The sequence below is a fragment of the Chania multitudinisentens RB-25 genome (assembly GCF_000520015.2).
Taxonomy (GTDB): domain Bacteria; phylum Pseudomonadota; class Gammaproteobacteria; order Enterobacterales; family Enterobacteriaceae; genus Chania; species Chania multitudinisentens.
Genome location: NZ_CP007044.2, coordinates 4,014,089 through 4,034,057 on the forward strand (window position 1 = coordinate 4,014,089; position 19,969 = coordinate 4,034,057).

The window sequence follows — 19,969 nt, forward strand, 5'->3', positions numbered from 1 at the left end:
TGGTATTAAGCGGATTAGTAGCCAGTTGCGACGTACTTGATGTTCACCACCAGGCGGCCAGTAGCACTGCCGCCCGCAATCGTAGCGGTGATCTTCTCGCCTTGGGCGATCGTGCTGTAAGGCATGATAGGGACAACCTTCGCTACAACAGTGGCATGGCTGGCCGCCGCAACTAACGTGGTCGCACCGGATTTCACCGCGACAGTAACGCCCGCGCCCAGTGCATCACTGACAATCTCGATTGAGTGAATGACCATGCCGATAGGCATTTCCAGCAGTTCAACAACATCACCTGCAGCCGCGGCAGCGAGAGTGACCTGCCCATTGGCAATGGATAGGTTGCCCTGCGGCCCCTGATAAACAGCCTCACGCATTGATGGCGCTTGAATCGTTGCCATAATTGTTTACTCCACAAAAATAGAAAAAGCAGACCGAAGCCTGCTTGTTAAATTCACGATTAACGGCCCAGAGTTACCGCTGAGTCCACCACCATCACGCCATGATCGTTCACGCGGCCATCTTTCTGCTTGAAACGGATCTTACGCAGACCGTTAATCCAAGAGATTGAGACTTCGGTACCGTTGCCGTGGTCAACCTTTTCCTCGTTATAACCGAAGTGGCCACCACCTTCACCAGACCCGTAAGCGTTCGCCAGTGCTTGGCCGCCCAACAGCATAGCGCGGTCAATGGTTGTACCTGCCGTCTTATTGGAAACGCTCGCTGTCAAATCGTTATTTGAAACAGCAACAGTGGATCCAGGATTGAATCGGATTGGCGTGCCACCATACTTGCGCACCAGGATGTTACGCCACATCGCGCACTCACCTTTAAACAGCGGGTGATCAAAGCCCTTAGAACGGTTAACCGCACGAACCATCATAGCCTGCCAGTCTTTACCATCTGTCGATGTATACCAGTCGTTCCACTGCCGTGGTGTTACATACAGAACAAAGAAAGGATCTTCGTCTTTCAGTTCGTCCTTTGACATTTTAACCGGCTGAAGCGGGTGAGCCATCTCGTCTAGGAACAGAGCGATGTTATCCACGGTGCCGAGACTGAACAGATCGGCTGCATCTAATTGCTCAAAGCTGGTTGCATCACCAGCATAAAAGTGACGCTGGTAGGTCGGCGGCATAACATCGTTGATCATGATCTTGCCGAACTCACTGTGGCTGGCCAGTGGCAGAATGGTGTCATCTGCCAAAAAGTCACCACGCGCCCCGGCTAAGTGAACGGTGGCACACTGGTCTTGCAGATCATTGAAATAAGTACCGAGCAAGACGCGTGCTGTCTTGTTCAGATTGTGCTTGAAACGCTGCTGTGACATTTTGCCACCAGCATCGACCAAGTGACGGCCCTGATTGATCTTCAGAGAGAAATCAGCGAACGCGAGGTTTTCACCACGGCCTGCCAGTTTCTCATCGCCCATGGTTGGGCGCTTGCTAAGTTTGTGGACGATCTGGAAGTCCACTTCATCACCTTTGGTTTTTTGCAAATCCGTGATACGCACAACCGGTGCTGTAAAGCTGGTTTGCATGGTGCCCTTTTTATCTGGGTTAACTGCCTTCGGCGCTTCCTGTTGCTCAGTCAGCACGTTAGTGAACGAGCGGTGGCGGTTGGCTGATGTGAACAGCGCAACCTGCATCAACTTATTCGCTTGGGCGGAGGTAATAGTAGTCATGGGTAACTCCCAAAAGAAAAGCCCGCACGCGGCGGGCTATAGGTAAGTGATGTTTCCAGTCGGATTAAATCGTTTGGTCTAACAGCGCATCAATCTGCGCCTCAGTCATGTTTGCAAACATTGCTGCCAGTTGCTGATCATCAGCACTAACGGCCTGCTCCAGTAACGTAGGCTGATGCACCGTTGTCGAACCGATATCCGACGGAGAAGCGGGAACAGCAGTGGCAGCCTTGGCCGCCGCCAGTTTGTCATCCGCAATTTTCTGAAGCTGTTCAGCCGTGAGTTGCACCGCAGGAGGCTGCGCCGTTTGTGCAGTGGTTGCAGGTTGAGGTTGTGAATCTTCAACCTTCTCACCGTAAGCGGCCTTAGTGCGCTTCACCACTTCGCTGAATCGCTCAGTTAAGGGTTTATCTTTCCACGCAGGATCGTTCTTGAGCTTGTCATCAATATGTACAGCTAGTTCAAACCGATCAGGATCAGCAGTCTGCCATTGATCAAGATCTGGTGTTGCTTTCAACGCGACGGCAACCGGATTATCCTGTTGCCCTGCCGGTACTGGCTGATTACTTGGTGCCACTTGTTGCAGATACTCGATTTTCTGCGCCATGGTTTCAAATACACCAGCCAGATCCGGGAAGTCGCGGCGAATCGCGGCTAACTGCTCGGGAGTGATTTGTGATTTTTCTGGTAATTCTGCGGGGGTAAGACCTGCCTGGTTAACCTGCTGCGTCAGCAGTTGTAACTGGCGCTTGGTCTGTTCCAGTTCACTTACTGTCTGCTGGCTATTCTCAGCAATACGGCGACTTTCGGCGCGCGCGGCTTCGAGAACAGCATAGGGAATAACGTGCTTGCCATCTTTCCCAAGGATACCCAGAGGCTTATCATCAACCTCAACGGTTGTCGTTACCGGTGCAGTTGTCTGTTCAACAGTTTCACCCGGCGTCGGTGAAGCTTCTTTATCGCCCGTTTTAGTCTGTTCAACAGTGGTTGTTACTACCGCTGGCGCGGTGGTCGTGGTTGTTCCTGGTGCTGCTGGTACCGGCGGCATATCAGAAATCTCCACATCACCGAGGCGCTCAAGCATAGCCTCAAGTTCTTCCGCAGTTTCATTACCTGTTAAATCAAGATTCACTTCGCTCACGATACAACTCCTGCATGTCTATTTGTCGGATAGATCCGAAATGGATATAGGCGTTTCGCTGCCCGTGCGAATAAGCGCTCTGAATGACAAAGTGCTTATCGGCACAAACAAAAATGCCCGCACAATGGCGGGCAAATACGCAAAAATACCAACAACAAAGACTGACCTGACCGATGGAAATAAAAAAGCCCCGCTTTTTTAAAGGCGAGGCTTGATATCATTCCGAAATCTAGCGCGTATTTATTTTTGATGCAATAGGCTTATAGTGGTATTGAGTTAATTTCACTCTGGATTGTTCTATCTATGTTATCAACCAACATATTTACTTCGTTCGTGTAGTGTTCCATCTCCTGCAGAATTTGCCCCGTTTGCGCCTGCGTCTTGGCATCATCAAACCGCTGACTGTTTGCCAGCGCTGCTTCACGGTTCGCCTGCTCATTAATTCGTTTGGCTTCTGCCTCTAACCTGGCGACCTTGGCCTGGATCTCGCGCATTGCCAGTTCTTGCTGCGCCTGTTGCACCTGTTGTTCTTGTTGCTGTGCCTGCTGTTCTTCTGGCGTCATTTCATCCGGCGTTTTCGGCGTTCCCAGCGCGGTACGGATCCGCTCGATGAACTCATTCTTATTCGGGATATCCAGCAACTCAAGCCACATATCGAGGACGATAGCTTGCGCTTGTGGCGGCAATCCGCTGATCACCTGCGACATACGTTCAGCAAGTTGTGACTTATAGGCTGGAGTCTGCTGGATTGGTGCCAAGGCAATATGAGCACGCAAGCGGGAAACGTCGTTTGTCATCCCGCCTTCTTCTGCCTGAACGTTGAGCACAATCTCTTTGCGGCGGCGAGGATCATCACGGTTAATCACCACCGGGTAATTTTTGCGACGGCTCAAATCCTCCAGAAGATATGATAAAAGCAGTTGGCCGACCTGTTGGCAGGCAAATTGGTAGTTGTCGTTGATTTCTGCGAGCGTCGTGGCCCCTTGTTCTACCAGATTGCTGATAGCGATGCCTGAAGTTGCCTTTGAATCCTGCCCGAGGAACGCTGAGTACACTCCCATGCCATCCTGAATCAGCTTCATCGATTCCTGCATGACAGAAAACTGCTGCTGTGCGACTTGGAAATCCTGTTGAATCGTCAGGGCTTCGGCGATAGTTTTTTTGTTTTTCCGATCGGGGTTAAGGTTGACCACGCCATCCGGACGTTCCATCTCCTCCATGAGTTGCTTGTCAGTCATGTTTGTGGCATCGGCATCCTTGATCACTCGCTTGGCCTGCAGCAACCAGGTTAACTTGATGCGGCGGAAGTTGACTTCATCCTGCGCCGGGATAGCGCGGCACGCCAGTCCATAAGGTGAGCCTGTCTTATCCTTGCGGTAACCCCAGAACGGTATCAGCGGGAACATGCCCTGCGGCGCACTGCATGGCCGGTCAACGAGGAAGTGCGGCCCGGCAAACCAAGCTTCACGGATCCGACTGACGCGCGCCATGGTTACCGATACTCGGCCAGTGGCCAGCGCTACCGCATGCATCACGTTGTTTTTGTCGTACTGGATCACCCGGCCATTCGACAGCTCCATCACCGGCAACTGCTGGTAGGTGCGGTAGTAGATCACCTGCATCAAGACACGCTTGCGGTTTGTCGTGATCCACTCAGATTCCTGGCGGCTATACGATGTGTATTCCTCATACCCACTAATCAGATTGGATTCTTGGCCCTCGGCCAGATCGGTTTGAACAAAGCCTTGCCATTCCCGCACTGAGTAATCAATGATTTCTGCCTTATCTGGGCACATGGCTTTCACTTCATCCACGTCCGTCCAGCGCTTTCGCATCAACCAGCGGCAATCACTGAGATCGGCTTCACGGCTGAACCAATCCCAGAACACTTCGTTCCGATGTACAGTACCGGCTTTGTACTTTGGCCCGAAAGGATCTGAATTACGGCGCACTTCAACCCAGCTAAGCCCAGCCTTGATCTGCTCTGCGTATGCATCAGAGCGTGCCTTGTTCAAATTACTCAACCTACAAGCGTCTGAATACTCAGCGTTAACGGCTTCGGCCATTTGCTCCATTTCCGGGCTTGGGTCGTCGGCAATGACCATCAGGTCGGTACGTGTCTTTGCCTCCATACCCAGCACGCCGTCGATCGTTGGTGCTATCAAGTTGTGCATGGTCAACGGCTGTCCGCGCTTACGGAGCGTTGCCACCAGTTCCGGCGCAAGCTGATCACCATCGTAATAGGCGCAGGCCGTGTTTGCCGTCGTGCGCCATTCCGGCTGTGCGTCGATATCAGCCGAAATATCCAACAGTTGTTGCTGAGTAAAGCGGTCGCGATTGTCCTGCTGAGAAACATCGGCAGTGGTATTCATGGCTGTATTCATCAGTGAGACATCCAGTTAGTAGGTTTAGATCTGTCGATAGGGGTAACTTTCGGACGGGCTGGCATACGGGCGCGCATCTCTTGGGCAATGGCATAACTCATCACCTGGTCATCGAAACAACCGGTTTGCGCACCCATGCTGCCCTTCTTATCGTAAACGTAGGTGTTCAATTCGTTGAGGGTGCCGATCCAGCGGATACCGCTGACACCGTTACGCAGCAGCGTTTTCAACCCTTCAGTAACGATTGGCTTGCTCTGCTTCGTTGTGAGCCAGCCAAGCTTTGGCGTTTCGTCGTCATCCTGCCGATCGAGGTATTGCTCGGCGTAGATGGCGCGCAGCGGGTAGATATCGCGCAACTTCTGCAAAACAGCATGGCCGTGGTTGTTACGCTCTGGCCCGATGTATGCGGTGCCGTACCACTTGCCAACGTGCGCCAGCAGTTGTGCGAACAGTTCGGCATCAAGATGACCGAACCAATGCGCTACCTGCTCGCCGCTGCTTTTCTTGATCACATCAAATGATGATCGGTCGCCATTTTCCAAGCCTTCCGCTACGTCAGCGCCGATGGCGTAATCCTCGTCTGGATCTGGTAGCTCCCAGACAAGGAGCAAGTTATGCAACGTGCGAACCAAATCCTCATTCTTGCCGCTGCGCAGTGCCTGCACCTTGGTTCTTTTGCCGGTAACAGGGTCGGTGTCGTAGACCAATAGCGGCGGTTTACAGAATGCCTGTGCGCTCATTGTGCTGATTGAGTCGAATACCCGGCGGCCAGACGTCAAGAATGCTTCGAGTGGTGTGCTCGGAAACTCCTGCTTCATCTCATCGCGCTGATTGATTTCCTTGGCCACATACCACTGCCGCTGTTCATCGCTGAGCGTGATATGCATCGATTTTTCAACGGCAGCAAAATACTCCCGATGGTATTTGCTCAGGATCAGCCCGCCAGCCGGTACCAACGCGGTGTATTTCGGGTCTTGCCACCAGGCAAAGAAATGGAACTTCCAGTCTTGCAGAGTCAGATCAACGCCAGACTGTTCAAGTTCCATTGCTTGAGTGCTCATCTCATGGAAATCGCCGCCCACACCTTCTGCCGTAGACTCGATGAAAGCGATGCAGCCATCGTGGATCGCGTTCAGCGTACCGGTTCGCACCTCTTTAGCCTTCGCCGGGTATTTCGCGCAGATCTTGCCGTGCTCTGAAATATGCAGGCGTTGGACAGTACCAGAGCGGAATGACGTAGCCACTTGGATACTGCTGCCGTGGGCAAACAAAATTGAGCCACCATTAGCCCCACTACGCCGCTCGGCAATTTTGAAGTTGGCTTTCAGCCAGCCCGGAAGGTTGTCGAACGGAAACGCAATCTTGGTACGGAAGATTTCACCAGCTGCCTGCTTATCTTGCGCCACGATCCCGCACTTGAGGTTGTTGTTGAACAGCGCTTGATCAAGCAGGTAAATATCAATAGCCGTGGAAAAGCCCAATTGGCGAGCCTTCAGGATGATATTGCGATAATGCATCGATTCGAGCAGCGCACGCTGTGCCGCACGCAACCGGAACGTTACCACCTCCCCCTTTTCGTTCTCGATCTTGTAGAGGTTGTTTAACCGCCACCATGGGTTAGCCAGTTTCGTGATGATGAACAGGCGCTGCTGTGCTTCGGTCATCCCGCTGAGCTCATCATCAACGAGCCATGCGTCGTATTGCGGCGTTGTCATTTGGACATCAGTCCGTTATCAGACATGCCCTGAATATCTGACACGATGCCGGAAAGCGGTGTTGTGACATCCTTACTCTCAGCAGTAAGCTTCTGTGTTTCGGCTTTCAGCTTGGACGTGGCCGCTTTGATGCGCAGCGTATCTTCGCTGAGGCGCGGGCGATTAACAGCATCCAATGCTAACGCACTGAGCGTGCGCTCGATTGACTCAATGCGCGCAATGTTCTTATCCAGTCCCTGCTCGGCCCGCAGTAGTTTGTCGTAAAGCTCAATGCGCTGATCGACACTCTCAGAATTTTGCAAATCCTGCATGATCTGCTTCATCGTTTTGGTGACCGAAAGCGCCCGCGCCCGAGTGAATACCAGCTCATCATGCAGGTCTGAATCAGCGACCGCTTCGAACAGGTCATCAGCATCCAAATATTTGGCATACGCTGAATGCTTTCGCGCAGTCTGGTTGCGATGAGTAAACATCGTCACTGGCGCTGGATTGCCACGGTTGCCAGCAGAGTTCTTGTTGCCAGCAGTGAATCTGCCGCCGCCATCCCTGCCGGAGTTTGGTTTCACGCCTGGATCCGGATCGATTTCTGGCTCTGCGTTTGCGTCCATCGAACCATCATCTTCTTCATCGTTTGAATCATCAGGCTTTGCGCAGTTTTGCGCATTCTTATTGCGCTGCGCATTGTGCGCAGTATTGCGCTGTTTGTTTTGCGCAGATTGCGCAGCACGAGGTTTGATGTAACGCCTGGCTGACTGATAGTTCAACCCACGGTTCTCACACCACTGCTGAGCAGTTATCCCTGTAGCCGCGTTCTCCGCTAGAAACTCAGCCTGCAGCGCTTTCCAGTCATGCTTTGCCATGTGATGTTTTTTATTATTCTCTGTTTGCCGCCATTATTGAGGCCACTCAGGGAATGACCTCTGTAATGAGTAATCAGTTGAGTGTCTGAGTAAATAGTTCAATGCGCTGGGTCAATACTTCGACGTAGGCCGACATAGTGTGTTGCTGAGCTTCTAGCAGTTGGCGGTCTTGCTCAGGCAGTCTTGGGAATACCGTACCAGCAATAAAGCTAGACAACCTATACAGGCGATCTTCTAACTCGTTGCGTTCGTCAACAACACGCTGTTGGTGTGGCTGCAAGTCAGAGATTGGCATTGCACCACAGGATTCAGTGGTTCCCACGGCTGGTGGTGTTTGCTCATGCAATTTCTGGCGGAGTAAGTACCCCTCAAGCCCCCAGATTTTGTTTACCGCATTCTGTTGCGCGATTTTACGGCCAATTTCCTCGTCAAAGTTCTCAGGACTGGCGCATGCGCTTTCACCGGTAACGGTATACCCATTCTCCAACGTGATGCAGCAGACGATCACAGTGGTACCAGGGAATCGGTAATACTGACCGCACTTCTGCACGCGCTGAATATGATCCGGGGTGATGCGTGGAGCGTTCAGCCCCTTACTCTGTAATTCCTTTTCGATGTCTTGTTCGTTCATGGCTTTTCCTGCTGAGTTGGTTGTTGGTGCGGGAGCTGGCGGATAGCGGCACGGTCGTTGTTTGCCCTATCCAGTACAGTGAGCAGAGGGTCAATCCAGAGCACCGCCTGGCGGTATGTCAGTCTGCCAGTGGTACGGGCACCAGCAGCGGCACTGTCAGGTTGGCCGGAATCACGCATTGCGACGGCACGTAGACCGTCCGCGTATTGGAGCAGGCGCTGAGCAGTAGAGTCAGGGATGTAGCGATCAGCGCATTCCTCATTCTTGAGCGCCTTACGGTTTTCATTTTGACGTTCCTCACTTTTGGCTTGAATGGTTACGACGTACTGGCCAGCGGCTGCCGATATCTCGTTGGCGCGCTGGAACTGGAGGGCTTGCATTGCGTTGTTTGCGTTGGCGATATCCACATCGATTTTCGCCTGCCGCAGTTCTCTCGCCCGGTCAACTGATTCACCATGGAAGTAGAAAGCAGCAGCGCCGAGCGCAAGGATCACCACCGCCAACACGCCGGTAATCGCGAGAGTGATTTTGTTGGTCATATCAGGATCCGGGCTAAAAGCCGTTTGCTATGAAAAAAGTACGGGCAATGACAACCACAGTGATTACAGATTTCACGTAGCATTACCGATTTGCATATATTTGGGCTTAATTCGACCGAAAATGGTCTGTTCTCAGCGAGATAGACAGAGTGCTTTCTCTTTCTCTCTTCGGGCTACTAGCCCTGGGAGAATAGTTTTTCCGGCATAAATCCAGCGTGGTAATTGTTCACAAGCGGCTACGATTTTGCCGTTCAGCAGATAGCGGTACATCGTGGACGATGTAAACTGAGGACACCCCACGTTAAAAATAAAGCTCCCGATCCCATCGAATGCACCTTGAGGGATTTTTTTTCCCAGCTTTCGCTCAACATTAATTTCAATGCAATTCTGAGCACCCAATTGATCCTCAGCAAACCAACGGGCTATCTGCTTGTCGCTGGCTTTGTTGACAACAGCCACCCCTTTTCCTGTATGTCCGATACCCTGCGTCATAATATTCGCTGGGCAAAGATATGGTTCGCGCCGGCACCCTTCGGCATTCCCCATAACCTCCATTGCAGCTTTTGAAAATCGGAGATGGTTATCGTTTGCAGAAATATATTCCTCTGCCTCTATAAGCCCAATAATTGCAGACACCGAACAGATGGCGGTAACGATTTTATTCTTAATCGTCATTTCACACGTCCAGTAATGATTATCGTGTCAACTTGAGAGGCTTTTTCAATTGCACGTGTTTGTCTGCGCTGGAAGTAGATATTGGCGGCACATGTCACGGTAGCCATAATAATGCCGATGACGATCGCCCATTCATTGAGTGTAAGATCGTTAAACCACGCACCTATTTTCCCTATGACAACCAAGGATCCCGAAGAGATGTAGGCCGCTAGGCTTGATTTCTCCTGCATTTTCATACTCCACCTCCCCGGTTCGGGGAAATAAAAAAGCCTGCTGGGCGAACCATGCAGGCTTTGGACTGACCAATAAAAAACCGAGGCAGCTTTTAAGCATACCTCGGCATCTTTCCGAAATTTAGCGCGTTTTTAGCGACGAATCAATCCTTAGGTGATGCATCTTTTATCAAGTCACGGATATTAGCCGTTAAAGCTTCGATCCCCTTTTGCAAAGCGCCTAATGCTAGCTCACTATTTTTATCAGCTTTAATCCCTTTAGCAGCCAACTGCATAGCTGTAATGATCTCAATTTGAGATTCCAAAGCAGGAAGGAAATCCATCCCTCTCATTTCTCTAGCACTTCTGAAAATTTCCCGCAAAGATGCAAAGTCATCATTGGCTTGTTCTGGGGTAATTGACATATCAAAAATCCCATTTTTCCATGCCCACTGTATTTCAATACCATTATCAGATGTATGCACGTCACATTTTGCATTTTCATTAGCGAAAGAGGCTGCTTCAAAAATGTCATACTTGCGAGCACTCGTACTCATTTTTTATCTCCATATATGTGAAAACATCATGCTAATAATCCGTTAGAACGCCTGTCTCTCATTTTGAAGTCGTTCAGACAAAATTAATGTCGCATTCGATTCCTCAATATACAACCAATCCATGCACCTCTTAACCAAACCGGCATATTTACCAGCCCAGTCACCAGGCGCTACCTCAGCCCCTATGATACGCATCGATTTACGCAGGTGCTCCATGTTGGCCGGTATTTTCCCCTTGCCGTTGCACTCTTCACATTCTGCTGGGTGTGGCTTGGCGATTCTGCCAGTGCCGGAACAGCGCGGGCAAAGGTTGGTTGTCGTGGCATGCTGTTCTGACCACGCCCGCAGTGATATGCGCTCACGCTCAATGCTGCGGTTAATATCAATAATGTCAAAACCGATCTCATGATATGTGTTATCGCTGATGCTGGTTTTGCTACGCTGCTTCTCCAGATACTTGATCTGCGTCTGTAGGGTTTCAATCTTCTTTCGGGTTTGCGCTGTCCGTGGCCCGTACCGTCGCAGTAACGATGCAATATGTGCAATCTGCGCAGGCACATTGCGCTCTAGCACGATACTGAGGGCCAACTGACATGCAGCCGCTGCGCGTGCCGGGTGTGGTCGCTGGTGTACCCATACGTTAATCGCCATCCGTACGCGCTGTTCTGCCAAGCAATCGCTGCGGTATTTAGCCATCAGAATATCAAGGCCCAGCGAATGCTGGTGCTGAGCAGCTGCGAAAGCACCGAGGATTTGCTCCCTGGTCAAGGAGGCACGACCACGGCCTATGTTCATTGCCTCCGCACTTACACAGCGCGGATCGTGCATTTTTATGAGTTGTTCTATTGCATTGGTCATTGGTCAGTCCTGATTCACATAAGCCATAATTCGCTCTTTTGCTTGGACGAAACCATAGCACAGAATGGCTGCGTAGCCTGAACCTATCATCTTGTTCAGCCATGACACCTGTTCTGCTGTTGGCTTCCCATCGATCGCCTTCATCTCTAACCAAAGTCCGGCATAGCCCCCTCGCGGCAATGCCAAGAACAAATCTGATACTCCTGCGCGTAACCCCAGCCGTTTTGCATCCCTGGCAGCCTTAGGCCCGCGCCTTCCTTCGTTGGGAATGTGGATCAGGTATTCACCGATCTTGATACCATCTATAACGGTTTTATCTGCCCACTTGATCAGCGCGGCCTGCTCTTCCAGCTCCGGCTCGTGCCTGATCTTCTTAACCTTGCCACCGCGCACCTCCAGCTTGGCTTTTGTGCCTACGTAGCCGATGGCATCAATGCTATTAAGCAAAGCGCCCTCCTTTGACCATCATCACGTCATCTTCCAGCCATTGCCGGTAAGTGGCATGCAGCGCCTGCAGATAGGTTTCCTCCTTTTCGCCTGGCCGCCAGTCATACGGCACCCGGCCATCAATAACGTCATGGCAGCTCGAGCAACCGAACACTGCAAAGTAATCATCGCTTTTGTAACTCATGCCATGGGTAATGCTCGGCAGGTGGCACAGCACCGTCGTTTCCGGGTTACCGTTGCAGATGCCGGGGATCAGTAGCGTGCAGCAGCGGCCACGCGCTGAATCGCACAGAATCTTGCTGCGGTAAGCGGGTGATTTAGCCATTCTTGCCTGCCTTCACCTTTTCTGCGGCGTCGATCGCCATATTCAGGTCGTTTAGCTTGAACTGAGCAGTTTTGATCCGTGCTCTTGTGTTCACCTCTTCACGTTTCAGCTTCTCCAGCCCTTCCCTGTGCGCAGTGATCTCCATACGCAGGGTTTTAAGTTCCCATTCAATCTTTGTCTCCCCCTTAGCCAGCGCCAGCAGGTGATCGAACGCCTCCAACACGGCACCGCAAACGCGGCACGTCACTTTACGTTCGTGCTCTGAAACCAATACTTTGTCGTGACGGCAGCGGCGGCCATCCTTAGGCTTATCCTCTACAAAGTTCCTCATTTCGCGGATGTCGGCATTACTGTCGAACCGCTTGGTAAACGCCAGAATGTTGTCGATCTGGCCTTCGTCATTGGTTTGGTCGGTCATTGGTCAGTCCTCAATATTCCATCAGCCGGTTTACTGCCTGTTCCATCTCGTGCTCGTCGGCAAAATGCTGCTGCAGGGTTTCGTTCCAGATGACACCGGCTACGCCTCGGTAAACTGCGTCAAACTTGCCCTGATCCATGTTGGCAAACGCGATGCTCCAACGTTGTTTCAGCGTGCCGCCATCAGGATTAGGGATCAGGTCATAGAAGCCAGCCTTGATCATCACGCGGTTCAGGTATGCTTCTTCGGTTTTTATTAACTCAGCATCAAAGCGTGATTTTCGCCTGGTAGCCATCCTGTTAAGTGTTTCTTCTGCGCTCCTGTCAGCTATCTGCTTTGTGACGTTTTCATACAGGGACGGATCGCCAGCCATTTCCGCCATCATTTTTGCAGTTTTATTTGCTGCCTCTATTGCGATCCATCTTTCTGAATCGCTGACAAATGCCCATTCCGGCTCCCAATAATCCATGCCCAGTTCTATAAGCTTCCAGAACTTGCGGTGGTGTTTTAGATTCCTACGATCACCGATCGGACTCATTGAGATGGGGGTGCCTACCGGCATCCCCTTCATTACATTTCTATCATGATCAGTCGCGTACTTGATGCCGCCGCCCGGCAGCAGAACACCAAGCGCTTCGGTTTTCTGTTTACGCAGGGACTTAGTTCGCGGCGCGGCTGTCATGCGGCCACCTCCTCGCGCGCTTTGCACATTTCTGGCAGATTTGCGCGTACTAACGCCTCGGCGAATGGTGGCGGTACGGCGTTGCCGCAGCGGGCCACTTGTTTGTCTTTGGCGTACTTTTCTCCTCGGTAGTTTTGGTCAATCACGTACCAACTTGGGAAGCCTTGCGCGGCATAGAGTTCATGCGGTTGCAGCATGCGCATACCGATATCAACTATCTGGTAATCGATGCCTTCAACCGTAACCAAGCCAAAACGATGCTTGGTGGTGACTGTCTGCAACGGATCATCAGCAGGGTGGCCGATGTTTGTGCCGTAATATTTCAGCAGAAACGCTCTCACCTCACCGAAGTGATTTCCGCCGGCAGTAACGGTTTGGAGTGGATCGGTAACCTCTTGCCCGGTATTGGTACCGCGCATCTTGATGAGATTGGACGTAACCAGAGCATGGTGATCGACAGTCGTCACTGTGTGGGCAGGTTCCGCCAGATCCGCGCCGGGGCCGGTATAATTGCCACCGAAATGTTTTGCCAGGAACGCCGATACCAGTTGGCTTTTACCACCACCGCCAGCAGTGATTGTGCCGTTTGGCTCACCGACTGCATGCCCGACGCTATTGCCAAACTGACGCGCTATCACAGGAGCCACAACCAAGTGCTCGGCTTTCGTTGTGACAGTAGTCAGTGGCTTACCGGCTTCATAGGCCATGCGATCGCCACCAAAGCCTGTCTGCCCGATACGTGCAATAACGGGCGCAACAAGACAGGCATGGTTTGTGATACACAACGTATGCATTGGTTGCTCAGCAGACCGCGGCTTAGCTGAATATTTCGGGCCACCAGCACCGGCAATGAACGGTGCTAATGTTGCCTCTACCATGCCCAGAGCATGACCGTTACCACCTGGCCGTTCGGAACTGCCCGCCGTTATGGTTGAGATCGGCTCATCACATTCCTGGCCGGTGGCCCCGGTACGGAATTTAGTGATATGCGGTGATACCAGGGCATAGCCATGGGTCTTGGTGATCGTCTGCAAAGGTTCGTCCAACGGCTGCCCGCGAAAACAGTCGTATGTCGTCTTAGTGCTGGTGTGATTGCACTTAACGATAAATGGCGTCGGGCTATTGATAACAAACCGTTCAATCCCCCGCGCAATGCGCTTCATCGTATTTTCAGCAAGCGGTCGCTTACGCTCGAAGATACTCGGGCACGGAATTGACCAATCAATGCATTCAGCAGCTGTACGCCATGGCTTACGGTGACCACTCTGCACATCCAGCGATTTCGGGTCGCCGTGCGTTTGTTCCGGCCAGACGATAGCCTGTTGATCACAGCGCATGACCATGAAGAACCTTTTGCGAATTGTTGGGGCGCCGTAGTCGCAAGCACGAAGTTCACGATAGTCTAAGTCATACCCCAGCCCGGCAATCAGGCGGCGCTGCTCATCGCTACCAGCGCCGATCCCCAGCACTTCACAGCATTCAACCAACGCAGGGTGATCTACCTCAACGCCACTGGTCAGCATCCCCACGAAAGCAGCGAATGTTTCCCCGCTGCGCGCCGGACATGGGCGTTCATTGCCTTCGGCGTCAGCAATCAACGGCCCCCAGGTTTTAAACTCTTCGACGTTTTCCAGCATCATCACACGCGGTCGGACTTTCAGAGCCCAGCAAATGACGATCCAGGCAAGTCCTCGGATCTCCTTTTTGACTGGCTTGCTGCCTTTGGCCTTGGAAAAATGCCGACAATCAGGGCTAAACCACGCCAGGCCCACTGGCTGCCCGGCGGTAGCCACCTCAGGATCAATGTCAAAAACCGACTCGCAATAATGCAATGTGTCCGGGTGATTCGTCTCGTGCATCGCGATCGCGTGCTCGTCGTGGTTGATGGCAATGTCCACACTACGACCAATCGCCATCTCGATCCCGGTACTCGCACCGCCGCCACCAGCAAAGTTATCGACAATAATCTCGCGCTTCATGCTGTTGCTCCCATTGCTGTGGCCAGTGTTGTGGCTGCTTCGATGATGGCAGCTTCAGGCTGTGATTCGAGTTTCAAGCGGTTGATGTGGAACCGCAGTTTCTGTTGCAGGTTTACGGGCAATTCGCTGGCACCTTTTACCTGGTCAAAAAGGAAATGAACCTCTTGAGGCCAAACGGTATTTGTTGTGTCTGGAATATTTTCAGGAATAATTTGTGGTTCAGTTTGTTGTTCTACAAGCTGATGAACCTCATCAGGTTCAGGGGATTCACTGAGCACTTTCAACGAATACCCAATCCGTGCTGCTGAGGTGACCAGGTGATCCGGGTTTTCCTCGATCCCAATAAACCCAAATCCATCGAGCAGCGCCGCTTTACCCGTGCTGCCGGAACCCATGAATGGATCCAGTACCACGCCGCCTGCTGGTGTCACGAGGCGGCACAGATAGCGCATGAGATCGACTGGCTTCACAGTTTCATGGTTGTTTTTGACTCCCCCGGTACGTCCTGCACCAGCACGCGGGTTATTGAGCCCAGCACTACCTTCTTTTCGGCCCCCGGTCATTTCGCTTGCAGAGGTAGGGACAAAGCGTTCCATACCTTCGTCGCGCTCTTTACGGCTGACCTTTGCACAGTAAAAAAACCGGGCTGCGCTGCCCTGGTCGCCGTGATGATGGCTGGCAATACGATTAATCATTCCGCCAAATTTAACCGCGCCACTGAACCCGTTATGCGTGGGTTCAGTACCACGGACAGGCGCTTGTGCTCCTGCATTTCGTGGAAACTCGGAAACAACTTCCTCACTTCCATCATGCATAACGTTTGCTGGCCAGCGGCCTAGTTGAGCGGGCTGCCATTCCTCAGCGTCAGACGCTTTTCCGTCACGAGCATGGGAAAGCAAGCCACCAGCACCGCCAGTTAGCGCTTCCCCTGTCGGTATACGACACAAATCGATATTCAGGGCACCAGTGCCGAATTGGGAAACATTCCCCTCTACGGTTCCGATGAGTGGCTTTCGGGCCATGACGATCGGCTCATGCGCAGGTTTCAACGCGGTACCTTTCCCAGCATGCTCGTCAGTAAGGTTTTTCGACTTAGGGAAGCCGCTGCCGTAAATCCACATCAGTTGATCCCGGATTTCAAAGCCAGCATCCTCAACATTAACGACGAGCCGGTGATAGGTGCGTGATCCGCCGAACGCCAACAAGTGGCCACCCGGCTTTAAGACGCGAAGGCACTCGGCCCACTGGTCAACAGTTGGTACCTGGTAATCCCATTTTTTACCCATGAAGCTCAAGCCATACGGCGGATCGGTCACAATGGCATCAACGGAATTTTCAGCCATACCACGTAGCACTTCCTCGCAGCGACCAACATTGAGTTGATAGATCATGCCCGCACCTCCGCCTGAGAAGGCACCAGCCGATAGAACCAGGTCGTTTTCCCGGTTTCTTCGTGGTGCACAGTGCAGACCTGCTTGAGTACGCCATGACGGACAGCAGACACTTCACGCAGCCGCGCGCTGATTGCCGCTTGCGTGTTGGCCCCGTCGAACTTACCGACCTGCCGCAGTTTGTGGATCCCGTCGTTGATACATTGCCGTTCTTGCTCTGTGACTGGATGCTTCTGGATCATTGAGCACCTCCGCCGCTCAGAACTGTGCGGCTACCATCATGGGCAGGAGCGGAGACAACGCCGCCATATTCCATTTGCTCAATGATGCGGGCGGCCCGGTTGTAGCCGATACGGAACTCACGCTGTACACCTGAAATGGAGGCGCGCCCTACCCGCTGAACAAACTCAACCGCCTTAGGATAGAGATCGTCCTGCTCGGTATCATCGGCACTATCAACAACAGTTTCTTTCGCATCGGTACCATGCTCCATCTCACCGCCAAGTACCTCGATCAAGTATGCGATCAGCGCCGCCAGTTCCCCAGTCATCAGCACAAAGTCAGCATCAAACCGCGCGGCATAATCATCACGGTCGATATCATCGTTTTGATCGAGTAACTGGCTGCTGAATTCCAGCTTTTTCAGGCTGCATGAATCGGTCAGCACAAAGCTGATCCGCTCGCGCCATTCCAGCGCCAGCTTAGTGACCAGCTTCCCGGCTCTAATATTCATGCCTATCTCATCGCCACACAGATCCTGGTGTTTGCAACGAATGATCCCGCCCTCTTCCAGCACGGCTTTCAGTTCCGCCTCATCCTGCAGTTTGAACCAGGTAGGAGCATGGCTGGAACGTACCCAATTGGTCAGCGTCATCTCGACGGGGCTTTCCATTGCCAGCGGTACCACAGGCAGTGAGCCCAGGGTTTTACGCAGGAATGCCAACGCATCTTCGGCACGTTTGGCGCTGGCGGTGTCAACGATGATTAACCCAGCCCCTTCGTTAATCCAGATTTGTGTTTTATGGTACCGACTGAAGGCACGCGGTATCAGTGTTTGGATCACCTCGTCTTTCAGTGAGTCCTTCTCAGTTTTTTTCAGTCTACGATGTTGTTCGGCTTCCAGTTTGGCGACTTTGCCGTCCAGCTCTTTCTTGATTACGGCGGCGGGCAAGATCTTCTCTTCCCGCTGTACCACCAGCAGTGTCATCCCGTTAGCGGTATGCGTCAGCACCTCCCCCAGTGGCGGAATCCAACCGGCTTTCGCCATATCCTGGCTACCGCATGGCGTGAATGCGAACACGGCCAGTTGCTCTTCCAACTTACTGAGATCAATACCGCCAGACAGGCGGTAAATCAGTGCGTTTTTGAAATTAATCATTGGTCAGTCCTTACTTTGCTTTGCGCGACTCGTTGCCGGATTTTCAGCAGGAATTCAGCGCCTTTTTTTTCTGATTCGAGGGTGGTCAATCCCCGCTCGTTTCCAGCGTCTTTCGGTGTTTCTGTGTATCCGATCCTCATCACTGGTTCAGGTATCGCCTCCCCGTTATGTAGTTTCTTTTCCCATTGCCGCAACAGCCGATCGGCCACTTTCCGCAACTCGGCAGTACCGTGGTTGTACTGCAGCATCGCCTCGCGCATGTCGGTTACAATCCAGTACATCACCGGCAATTGCCATTCGTACTCTTCAGGGCTGGCGTAGTCTGACCGCCTGGCGCTGTAACCTTCAAACTCTGCCATCACCGCATCGACCGTTGGTAGCCGAGCATCGATAAGTTCTTTCGCCATTGCCAACCAGTCTGGTGGTGCTGGGAACGGATAAAACTTTCGCCCTGGCGCCGCACGGATGGCATGGTTTAACTGCTCAGGGTTGATAGCCTCCTGCACCAGAACCCGCGTTAGCTCCGTCCCAAATACCTCCGCCAGTACCGCCGTATTCATTCGACTCACCCATGCCGGCCAGTGGATCGGATACATGGGCAAAATCACCGTCAAAACAATCTCCCGAATCGCCTCCTGTTCTGCCGCCGTAGCCGTATTTCTCCTGTACGGCCTGGATCGCGGCGAGTCCCTGCTGGAAGCGATCCGTTGCATTACCGCCGCCGTTATTGGCTTCGGCCCGCCCCGGTTGCTCATAGCGTTGCCCTCGTGATTTTTGATGTTTCAGTGACTGGATAAATTTCTGCTGCCACTGGCTGTGGAAGTAAACCCGGCCTGTTGGTTGCCAGTAGATCCGAAACTCGTTCAGTTGCTCCGGAAGAAACTCGGCATCGATGAGGCCCGACAGGTGGGCAACACCAGCGAAATCCTCCCCTGGCTTCCAGTCGAGTGACATCGGGAACATGCCAACTTGTGGCGATGGTTGCGCTGCTGGTGGTCGGTTATCCAAAATGGCATTGCCGTGAGGGTTTTGAGGCGGTGGTGCATCGTCCAATTTTTGCTCATCGCCCAGAGAAGAGAGATCAGTGTTAGATCGAGATCCGTATTTACTAATGTCCTGATTTTCAGGATACGGATTTTCAGGATACGATTGTTCATCCACATCCTGATTTTCAGGATTCGGCTCTACGCCTTGCGGTGCCTGCGGTTGCTCCATTTCCTGATTTTCAGGAGGTGGCTGAGGCGCATCGTAAACGTAATAATCGAATCCTTCGGTCGCACCTTTGGCATCACGCAACTGGAAACGGTGAATAAATCCCACTTCGATCAGTTCGTTCAGCAGCTTGTAAACTGCATCACGCCCGCAGCCACGAACGCCCTTCTTCTCCTGCCACAGGTGTGACGGGTTAACCGTCCATCCGTCCGGCTTGGATAGCAGGTAATGCAGCAGCCCTTCAGCGGCCCAACTGAGCGCCTTGTTGCCGATCGCCTGGTTGTCTATCAGCGTAAAGCCGAACTGGCGATTCGTTCTCACAATAGCCATTACTGCGACCCCGAAGCAGGCGCCCCATTCTTGTCACTATCACGAGAGAAGTACGCCTGCGTTACCCCTGCCAGAGTCCCTGTGATTGCCAAACGCCGGGCCTCATGCCCGGCAATACCCAACTTCTTACCGACAAGTCTGGATATCAGATCAACGGATTGCGTTTTGCTGTCTTGTTGCTTCATGGTTGCAGATCCTTGTGTGGGAGAGCTGGAAGCCACTCGGGCGCTGGTAACTTGGCGACTTTCAGTTCGTTGTGGACGTGAACCAGCATTTCAGGGGCTTCGGCAAACATCGCCAGAAATCCCCGGATCGCAGCCACGTTGGTTTCTACTGCGGGGTTTGACGCCATGGCATCGGCGGTGATCTTGATGGCCACCGCCTCGCTTTCCGTCCAGCGGGTTTTTATCTGGTCATCACGCACGATGTGGAACGGCAAACCGTGCTTACCCACTTTCTTGCGCGATAGCAGATCCTTTCGGACGCCAGACGCTACCGCAGCCCCTGCCGATCCTTCGCCTGGTTGATAAATTGTGGTCATTGGTCAGTCCTTG

At 52.5% G+C, this 19,969-nt stretch carries 25 protein-coding genes and 2 pseudogenes; 1 reads left to right on the top strand and 26 read right to left on the bottom strand.

Annotated elements, in window-relative coordinates:
• Window positions 1–14 precede the first annotated feature (14 nt).
• The 3 genes from Z042_RS17620 to Z042_RS17630 all read right to left on the bottom strand — a co-directional run bounded on the left by Z042_RS17620 (window position 15) and on the right by Z042_RS17630 (window position 2,822).
• Complete coding sequence (locus tag Z042_RS17620) at window positions 15–398, bottom strand: hypothetical protein (protein ID WP_024910300.1); 384 nt, start codon at window positions 396–398, stop codon at window positions 15–17.
• A gap of 59 nt (window positions 399–457) precedes the next feature.
• Window positions 458–1,681 (bottom strand): N4-gp56 family major capsid protein, encoded by a 1,224-nt coding sequence (locus Z042_RS17625; protein ID WP_024910299.1) that lies wholly within the window; start codon window positions 1,679–1,681, stop codon window positions 458–460.
• Between the two features lie 64 nt (window positions 1,682–1,745).
• On the bottom strand, window positions 1,746–2,822 hold the full coding sequence (locus Z042_RS17630) for a hypothetical protein (RefSeq protein ID WP_236849192.1): 1,077 nt from the start codon (window positions 2,820–2,822) through the stop codon (window positions 1,746–1,748).
• A 40-nt stretch (window positions 2,823–2,862) separates the two neighbouring features.
• Here Z042_RS17630 and Z042_RS26120 point away from each other — a divergent pair, with 40 nt between their 5' ends.
• The gene (locus Z042_RS26120) at window positions 2,863–3,024 is read left to right on the top strand and encodes a hypothetical protein (RefSeq protein ID WP_154666989.1); all 162 of its coding nucleotides are present in this window, start codon (window positions 2,863–2,865) and stop codon (window positions 3,022–3,024) included.
• Between the two features lie 58 nt (window positions 3,025–3,082).
• Here Z042_RS26120 and Z042_RS17635 read toward each other — a convergent pair whose 3' ends face one another.
• From Z042_RS17635 to Z042_RS17745, 23 genes and pseudogenes are all read right to left on the bottom strand, one after another.
• Window positions 3,083–5,206: a portal protein gene (locus Z042_RS17635; RefSeq protein WP_024910297.1), complete on the bottom strand. Its 2,124-nt coding sequence runs from the start codon at window positions 5,204–5,206 to the stop codon at window positions 3,083–3,085.
• Window positions 5,206–6,870 (bottom strand): terminase large subunit, encoded by a 1,665-nt coding sequence (locus tag Z042_RS17640; RefSeq protein ID WP_167336768.1) that lies wholly within the window; start codon window positions 6,868–6,870, stop codon window positions 5,206–5,208. The genes Z042_RS17635 and Z042_RS17640 overlap by 1 nt, the downstream gene beginning before the upstream one ends.
• Window positions 6,871–6,917: 47 nt before the next feature.
• Window positions 6,918–7,781 carry a hypothetical protein gene (locus Z042_RS17645; RefSeq protein WP_037405526.1) on the bottom strand — a complete coding sequence of 288 codons (864 nt, stop codon included), beginning with the start codon at window positions 7,779–7,781 and terminating at the stop codon, window positions 6,918–6,920.
• Window positions 7,782–7,854: 73 nt separating this feature from the next.
• Window positions 7,855–8,076 carry a crAss001_48 related protein gene (locus Z042_RS26905; protein WP_045784905.1) on the bottom strand — a complete coding sequence of 74 codons (222 nt, stop codon included), beginning with the start codon at window positions 8,074–8,076 and terminating at the stop codon, window positions 7,855–7,857.
• 39 nt (window positions 8,077–8,115) lie between these two features.
• Window positions 8,116–8,412: pseudogene (locus tag Z042_RS26655) on the bottom strand (Gp49 family protein); the annotation flags it as partial.
• Window positions 8,409–8,951: a DUF2570 domain-containing protein gene (locus Z042_RS17660; protein WP_024910293.1), complete on the bottom strand. Its 543-nt coding sequence runs from the start codon at window positions 8,949–8,951 to the stop codon at window positions 8,409–8,411. The pseudogene Z042_RS26655 and the gene Z042_RS17660, both read right to left, overlap by 4 nt.
• Before the next feature lie 132 nt (window positions 8,952–9,083).
• A complete protein-coding gene (locus Z042_RS17665) occupies window positions 9,084–9,626 on the bottom strand; it encodes a lysozyme (RefSeq protein ID WP_024910292.1) in 543 nt (180 codons plus the stop codon).
• On the bottom strand, window positions 9,623–9,862 hold the full coding sequence (locus Z042_RS17670; RefSeq protein WP_236849193.1) for a phage holin family protein: 240 nt from the start codon (window positions 9,860–9,862) through the stop codon (window positions 9,623–9,625). The genes Z042_RS17665 and Z042_RS17670 overlap by 4 nt, the downstream gene beginning before the upstream one ends.
• Window positions 9,863–10,002: 140 nt before the next feature.
• On the bottom strand, window positions 10,003–10,395 hold the full coding sequence (locus tag Z042_RS17675) for a hypothetical protein (RefSeq protein WP_024910290.1): 393 nt from the start codon (window positions 10,393–10,395) through the stop codon (window positions 10,003–10,005).
• Window positions 10,396–10,437: 42 nt separating this feature from the next.
• Window positions 10,438–11,253 carry a TIGR02642 family protein gene (locus tag Z042_RS17680; RefSeq protein WP_024910289.1) on the bottom strand — a complete coding sequence of 272 codons (816 nt, stop codon included), beginning with the start codon at window positions 11,251–11,253 and terminating at the stop codon, window positions 10,438–10,440.
• A 3-nt stretch (window positions 11,254–11,256) separates the two neighbouring features.
• On the bottom strand, window positions 11,257–11,700 hold the full coding sequence (locus Z042_RS17685) for a VRR-NUC domain-containing protein (protein ID WP_024910288.1): 444 nt from the start codon (window positions 11,698–11,700) through the stop codon (window positions 11,257–11,259).
• Window positions 11,693–12,025, bottom strand: a complete 333-nt coding sequence (locus tag Z042_RS17690) for a DUF1364 domain-containing protein (RefSeq protein ID WP_024910287.1) — start codon at window positions 12,023–12,025, stop codon at window positions 11,693–11,695. The genes Z042_RS17685 and Z042_RS17690 overlap by 8 nt, the downstream gene beginning before the upstream one ends.
• On the bottom strand, window positions 12,018–12,443 hold the full coding sequence (locus Z042_RS17695; protein WP_024910286.1) for a hypothetical protein: 426 nt from the start codon (window positions 12,441–12,443) through the stop codon (window positions 12,018–12,020). Before Z042_RS17695 ends, Z042_RS17690 begins: the two co-directional genes overlap by 8 nt.
• Before the next feature lie 10 nt (window positions 12,444–12,453).
• On the bottom strand, window positions 12,454–13,125 hold the full coding sequence (locus Z042_RS17700; RefSeq protein WP_024910285.1) for a DUF1367 family protein: 672 nt from the start codon (window positions 13,123–13,125) through the stop codon (window positions 12,454–12,456).
• Window positions 13,122–15,104, bottom strand: a complete 1,983-nt coding sequence (locus Z042_RS17705) for a DNA cytosine methyltransferase (protein ID WP_024910284.1) — start codon at window positions 15,102–15,104, stop codon at window positions 13,122–13,124. The genes Z042_RS17700 and Z042_RS17705 overlap by 4 nt, the downstream gene beginning before the upstream one ends.
• Window positions 15,101–16,495 (bottom strand): DNA-methyltransferase, encoded by a 1,395-nt coding sequence (locus Z042_RS17710; RefSeq protein WP_024910283.1) that lies wholly within the window; start codon window positions 16,493–16,495, stop codon window positions 15,101–15,103. The genes Z042_RS17705 and Z042_RS17710 overlap by 4 nt, the downstream gene beginning before the upstream one ends.
• Entirely contained in the window at window positions 16,492–16,737 is a 246-nt protein-coding gene (locus Z042_RS17715) for a hypothetical protein (RefSeq protein WP_024910282.1), read from the bottom strand. Before Z042_RS17715 ends, Z042_RS17710 begins: the two co-directional genes overlap by 4 nt.
• Window positions 16,734–16,988 (bottom strand): DNA translocase FtsK, encoded by a 255-nt coding sequence (locus tag Z042_RS26660; RefSeq protein ID WP_236849266.1) that lies wholly within the window; start codon window positions 16,986–16,988, stop codon window positions 16,734–16,736. The genes Z042_RS17715 and Z042_RS26660 overlap by 4 nt, the downstream gene beginning before the upstream one ends.
• Window positions 16,983–17,873 (bottom strand): annotated as a pseudogene (gene rdgC / locus Z042_RS17720) (recombination-associated protein RdgC); the annotation flags it as partial. The pseudogene rdgC and the gene Z042_RS26660, both read right to left, overlap by 6 nt.
• The gene (locus Z042_RS17725) at window positions 17,870–18,433 is read right to left on the bottom strand and encodes a replication protein P (RefSeq protein ID WP_236849267.1); all 564 of its coding nucleotides are present in this window, start codon (window positions 18,431–18,433) and stop codon (window positions 17,870–17,872) included. The gene Z042_RS17725 and the pseudogene rdgC, both read right to left, overlap by 4 nt.
• Complete coding sequence (locus Z042_RS26300; protein ID WP_024910279.1) at window positions 18,357–19,415, bottom strand: DnaT-like ssDNA-binding domain-containing protein; 1,059 nt, start codon at window positions 19,413–19,415, stop codon at window positions 18,357–18,359. The genes Z042_RS17725 and Z042_RS26300 overlap by 77 nt, the downstream gene beginning before the upstream one ends.
• Window positions 19,415–19,600, bottom strand: a complete 186-nt coding sequence (locus Z042_RS17740) for a hypothetical protein (RefSeq protein ID WP_024910278.1) — start codon at window positions 19,598–19,600, stop codon at window positions 19,415–19,417. Before Z042_RS17740 ends, Z042_RS26300 begins: the two co-directional genes overlap by 1 nt.
• Window positions 19,597–19,956 (bottom strand): hypothetical protein, encoded by a 360-nt coding sequence (locus tag Z042_RS17745; protein ID WP_024910277.1) that lies wholly within the window; start codon window positions 19,954–19,956, stop codon window positions 19,597–19,599. Before Z042_RS17745 ends, Z042_RS17740 begins: the two co-directional genes overlap by 4 nt.
• Window positions 19,957–19,969: the final 13 nt, after the last annotated feature.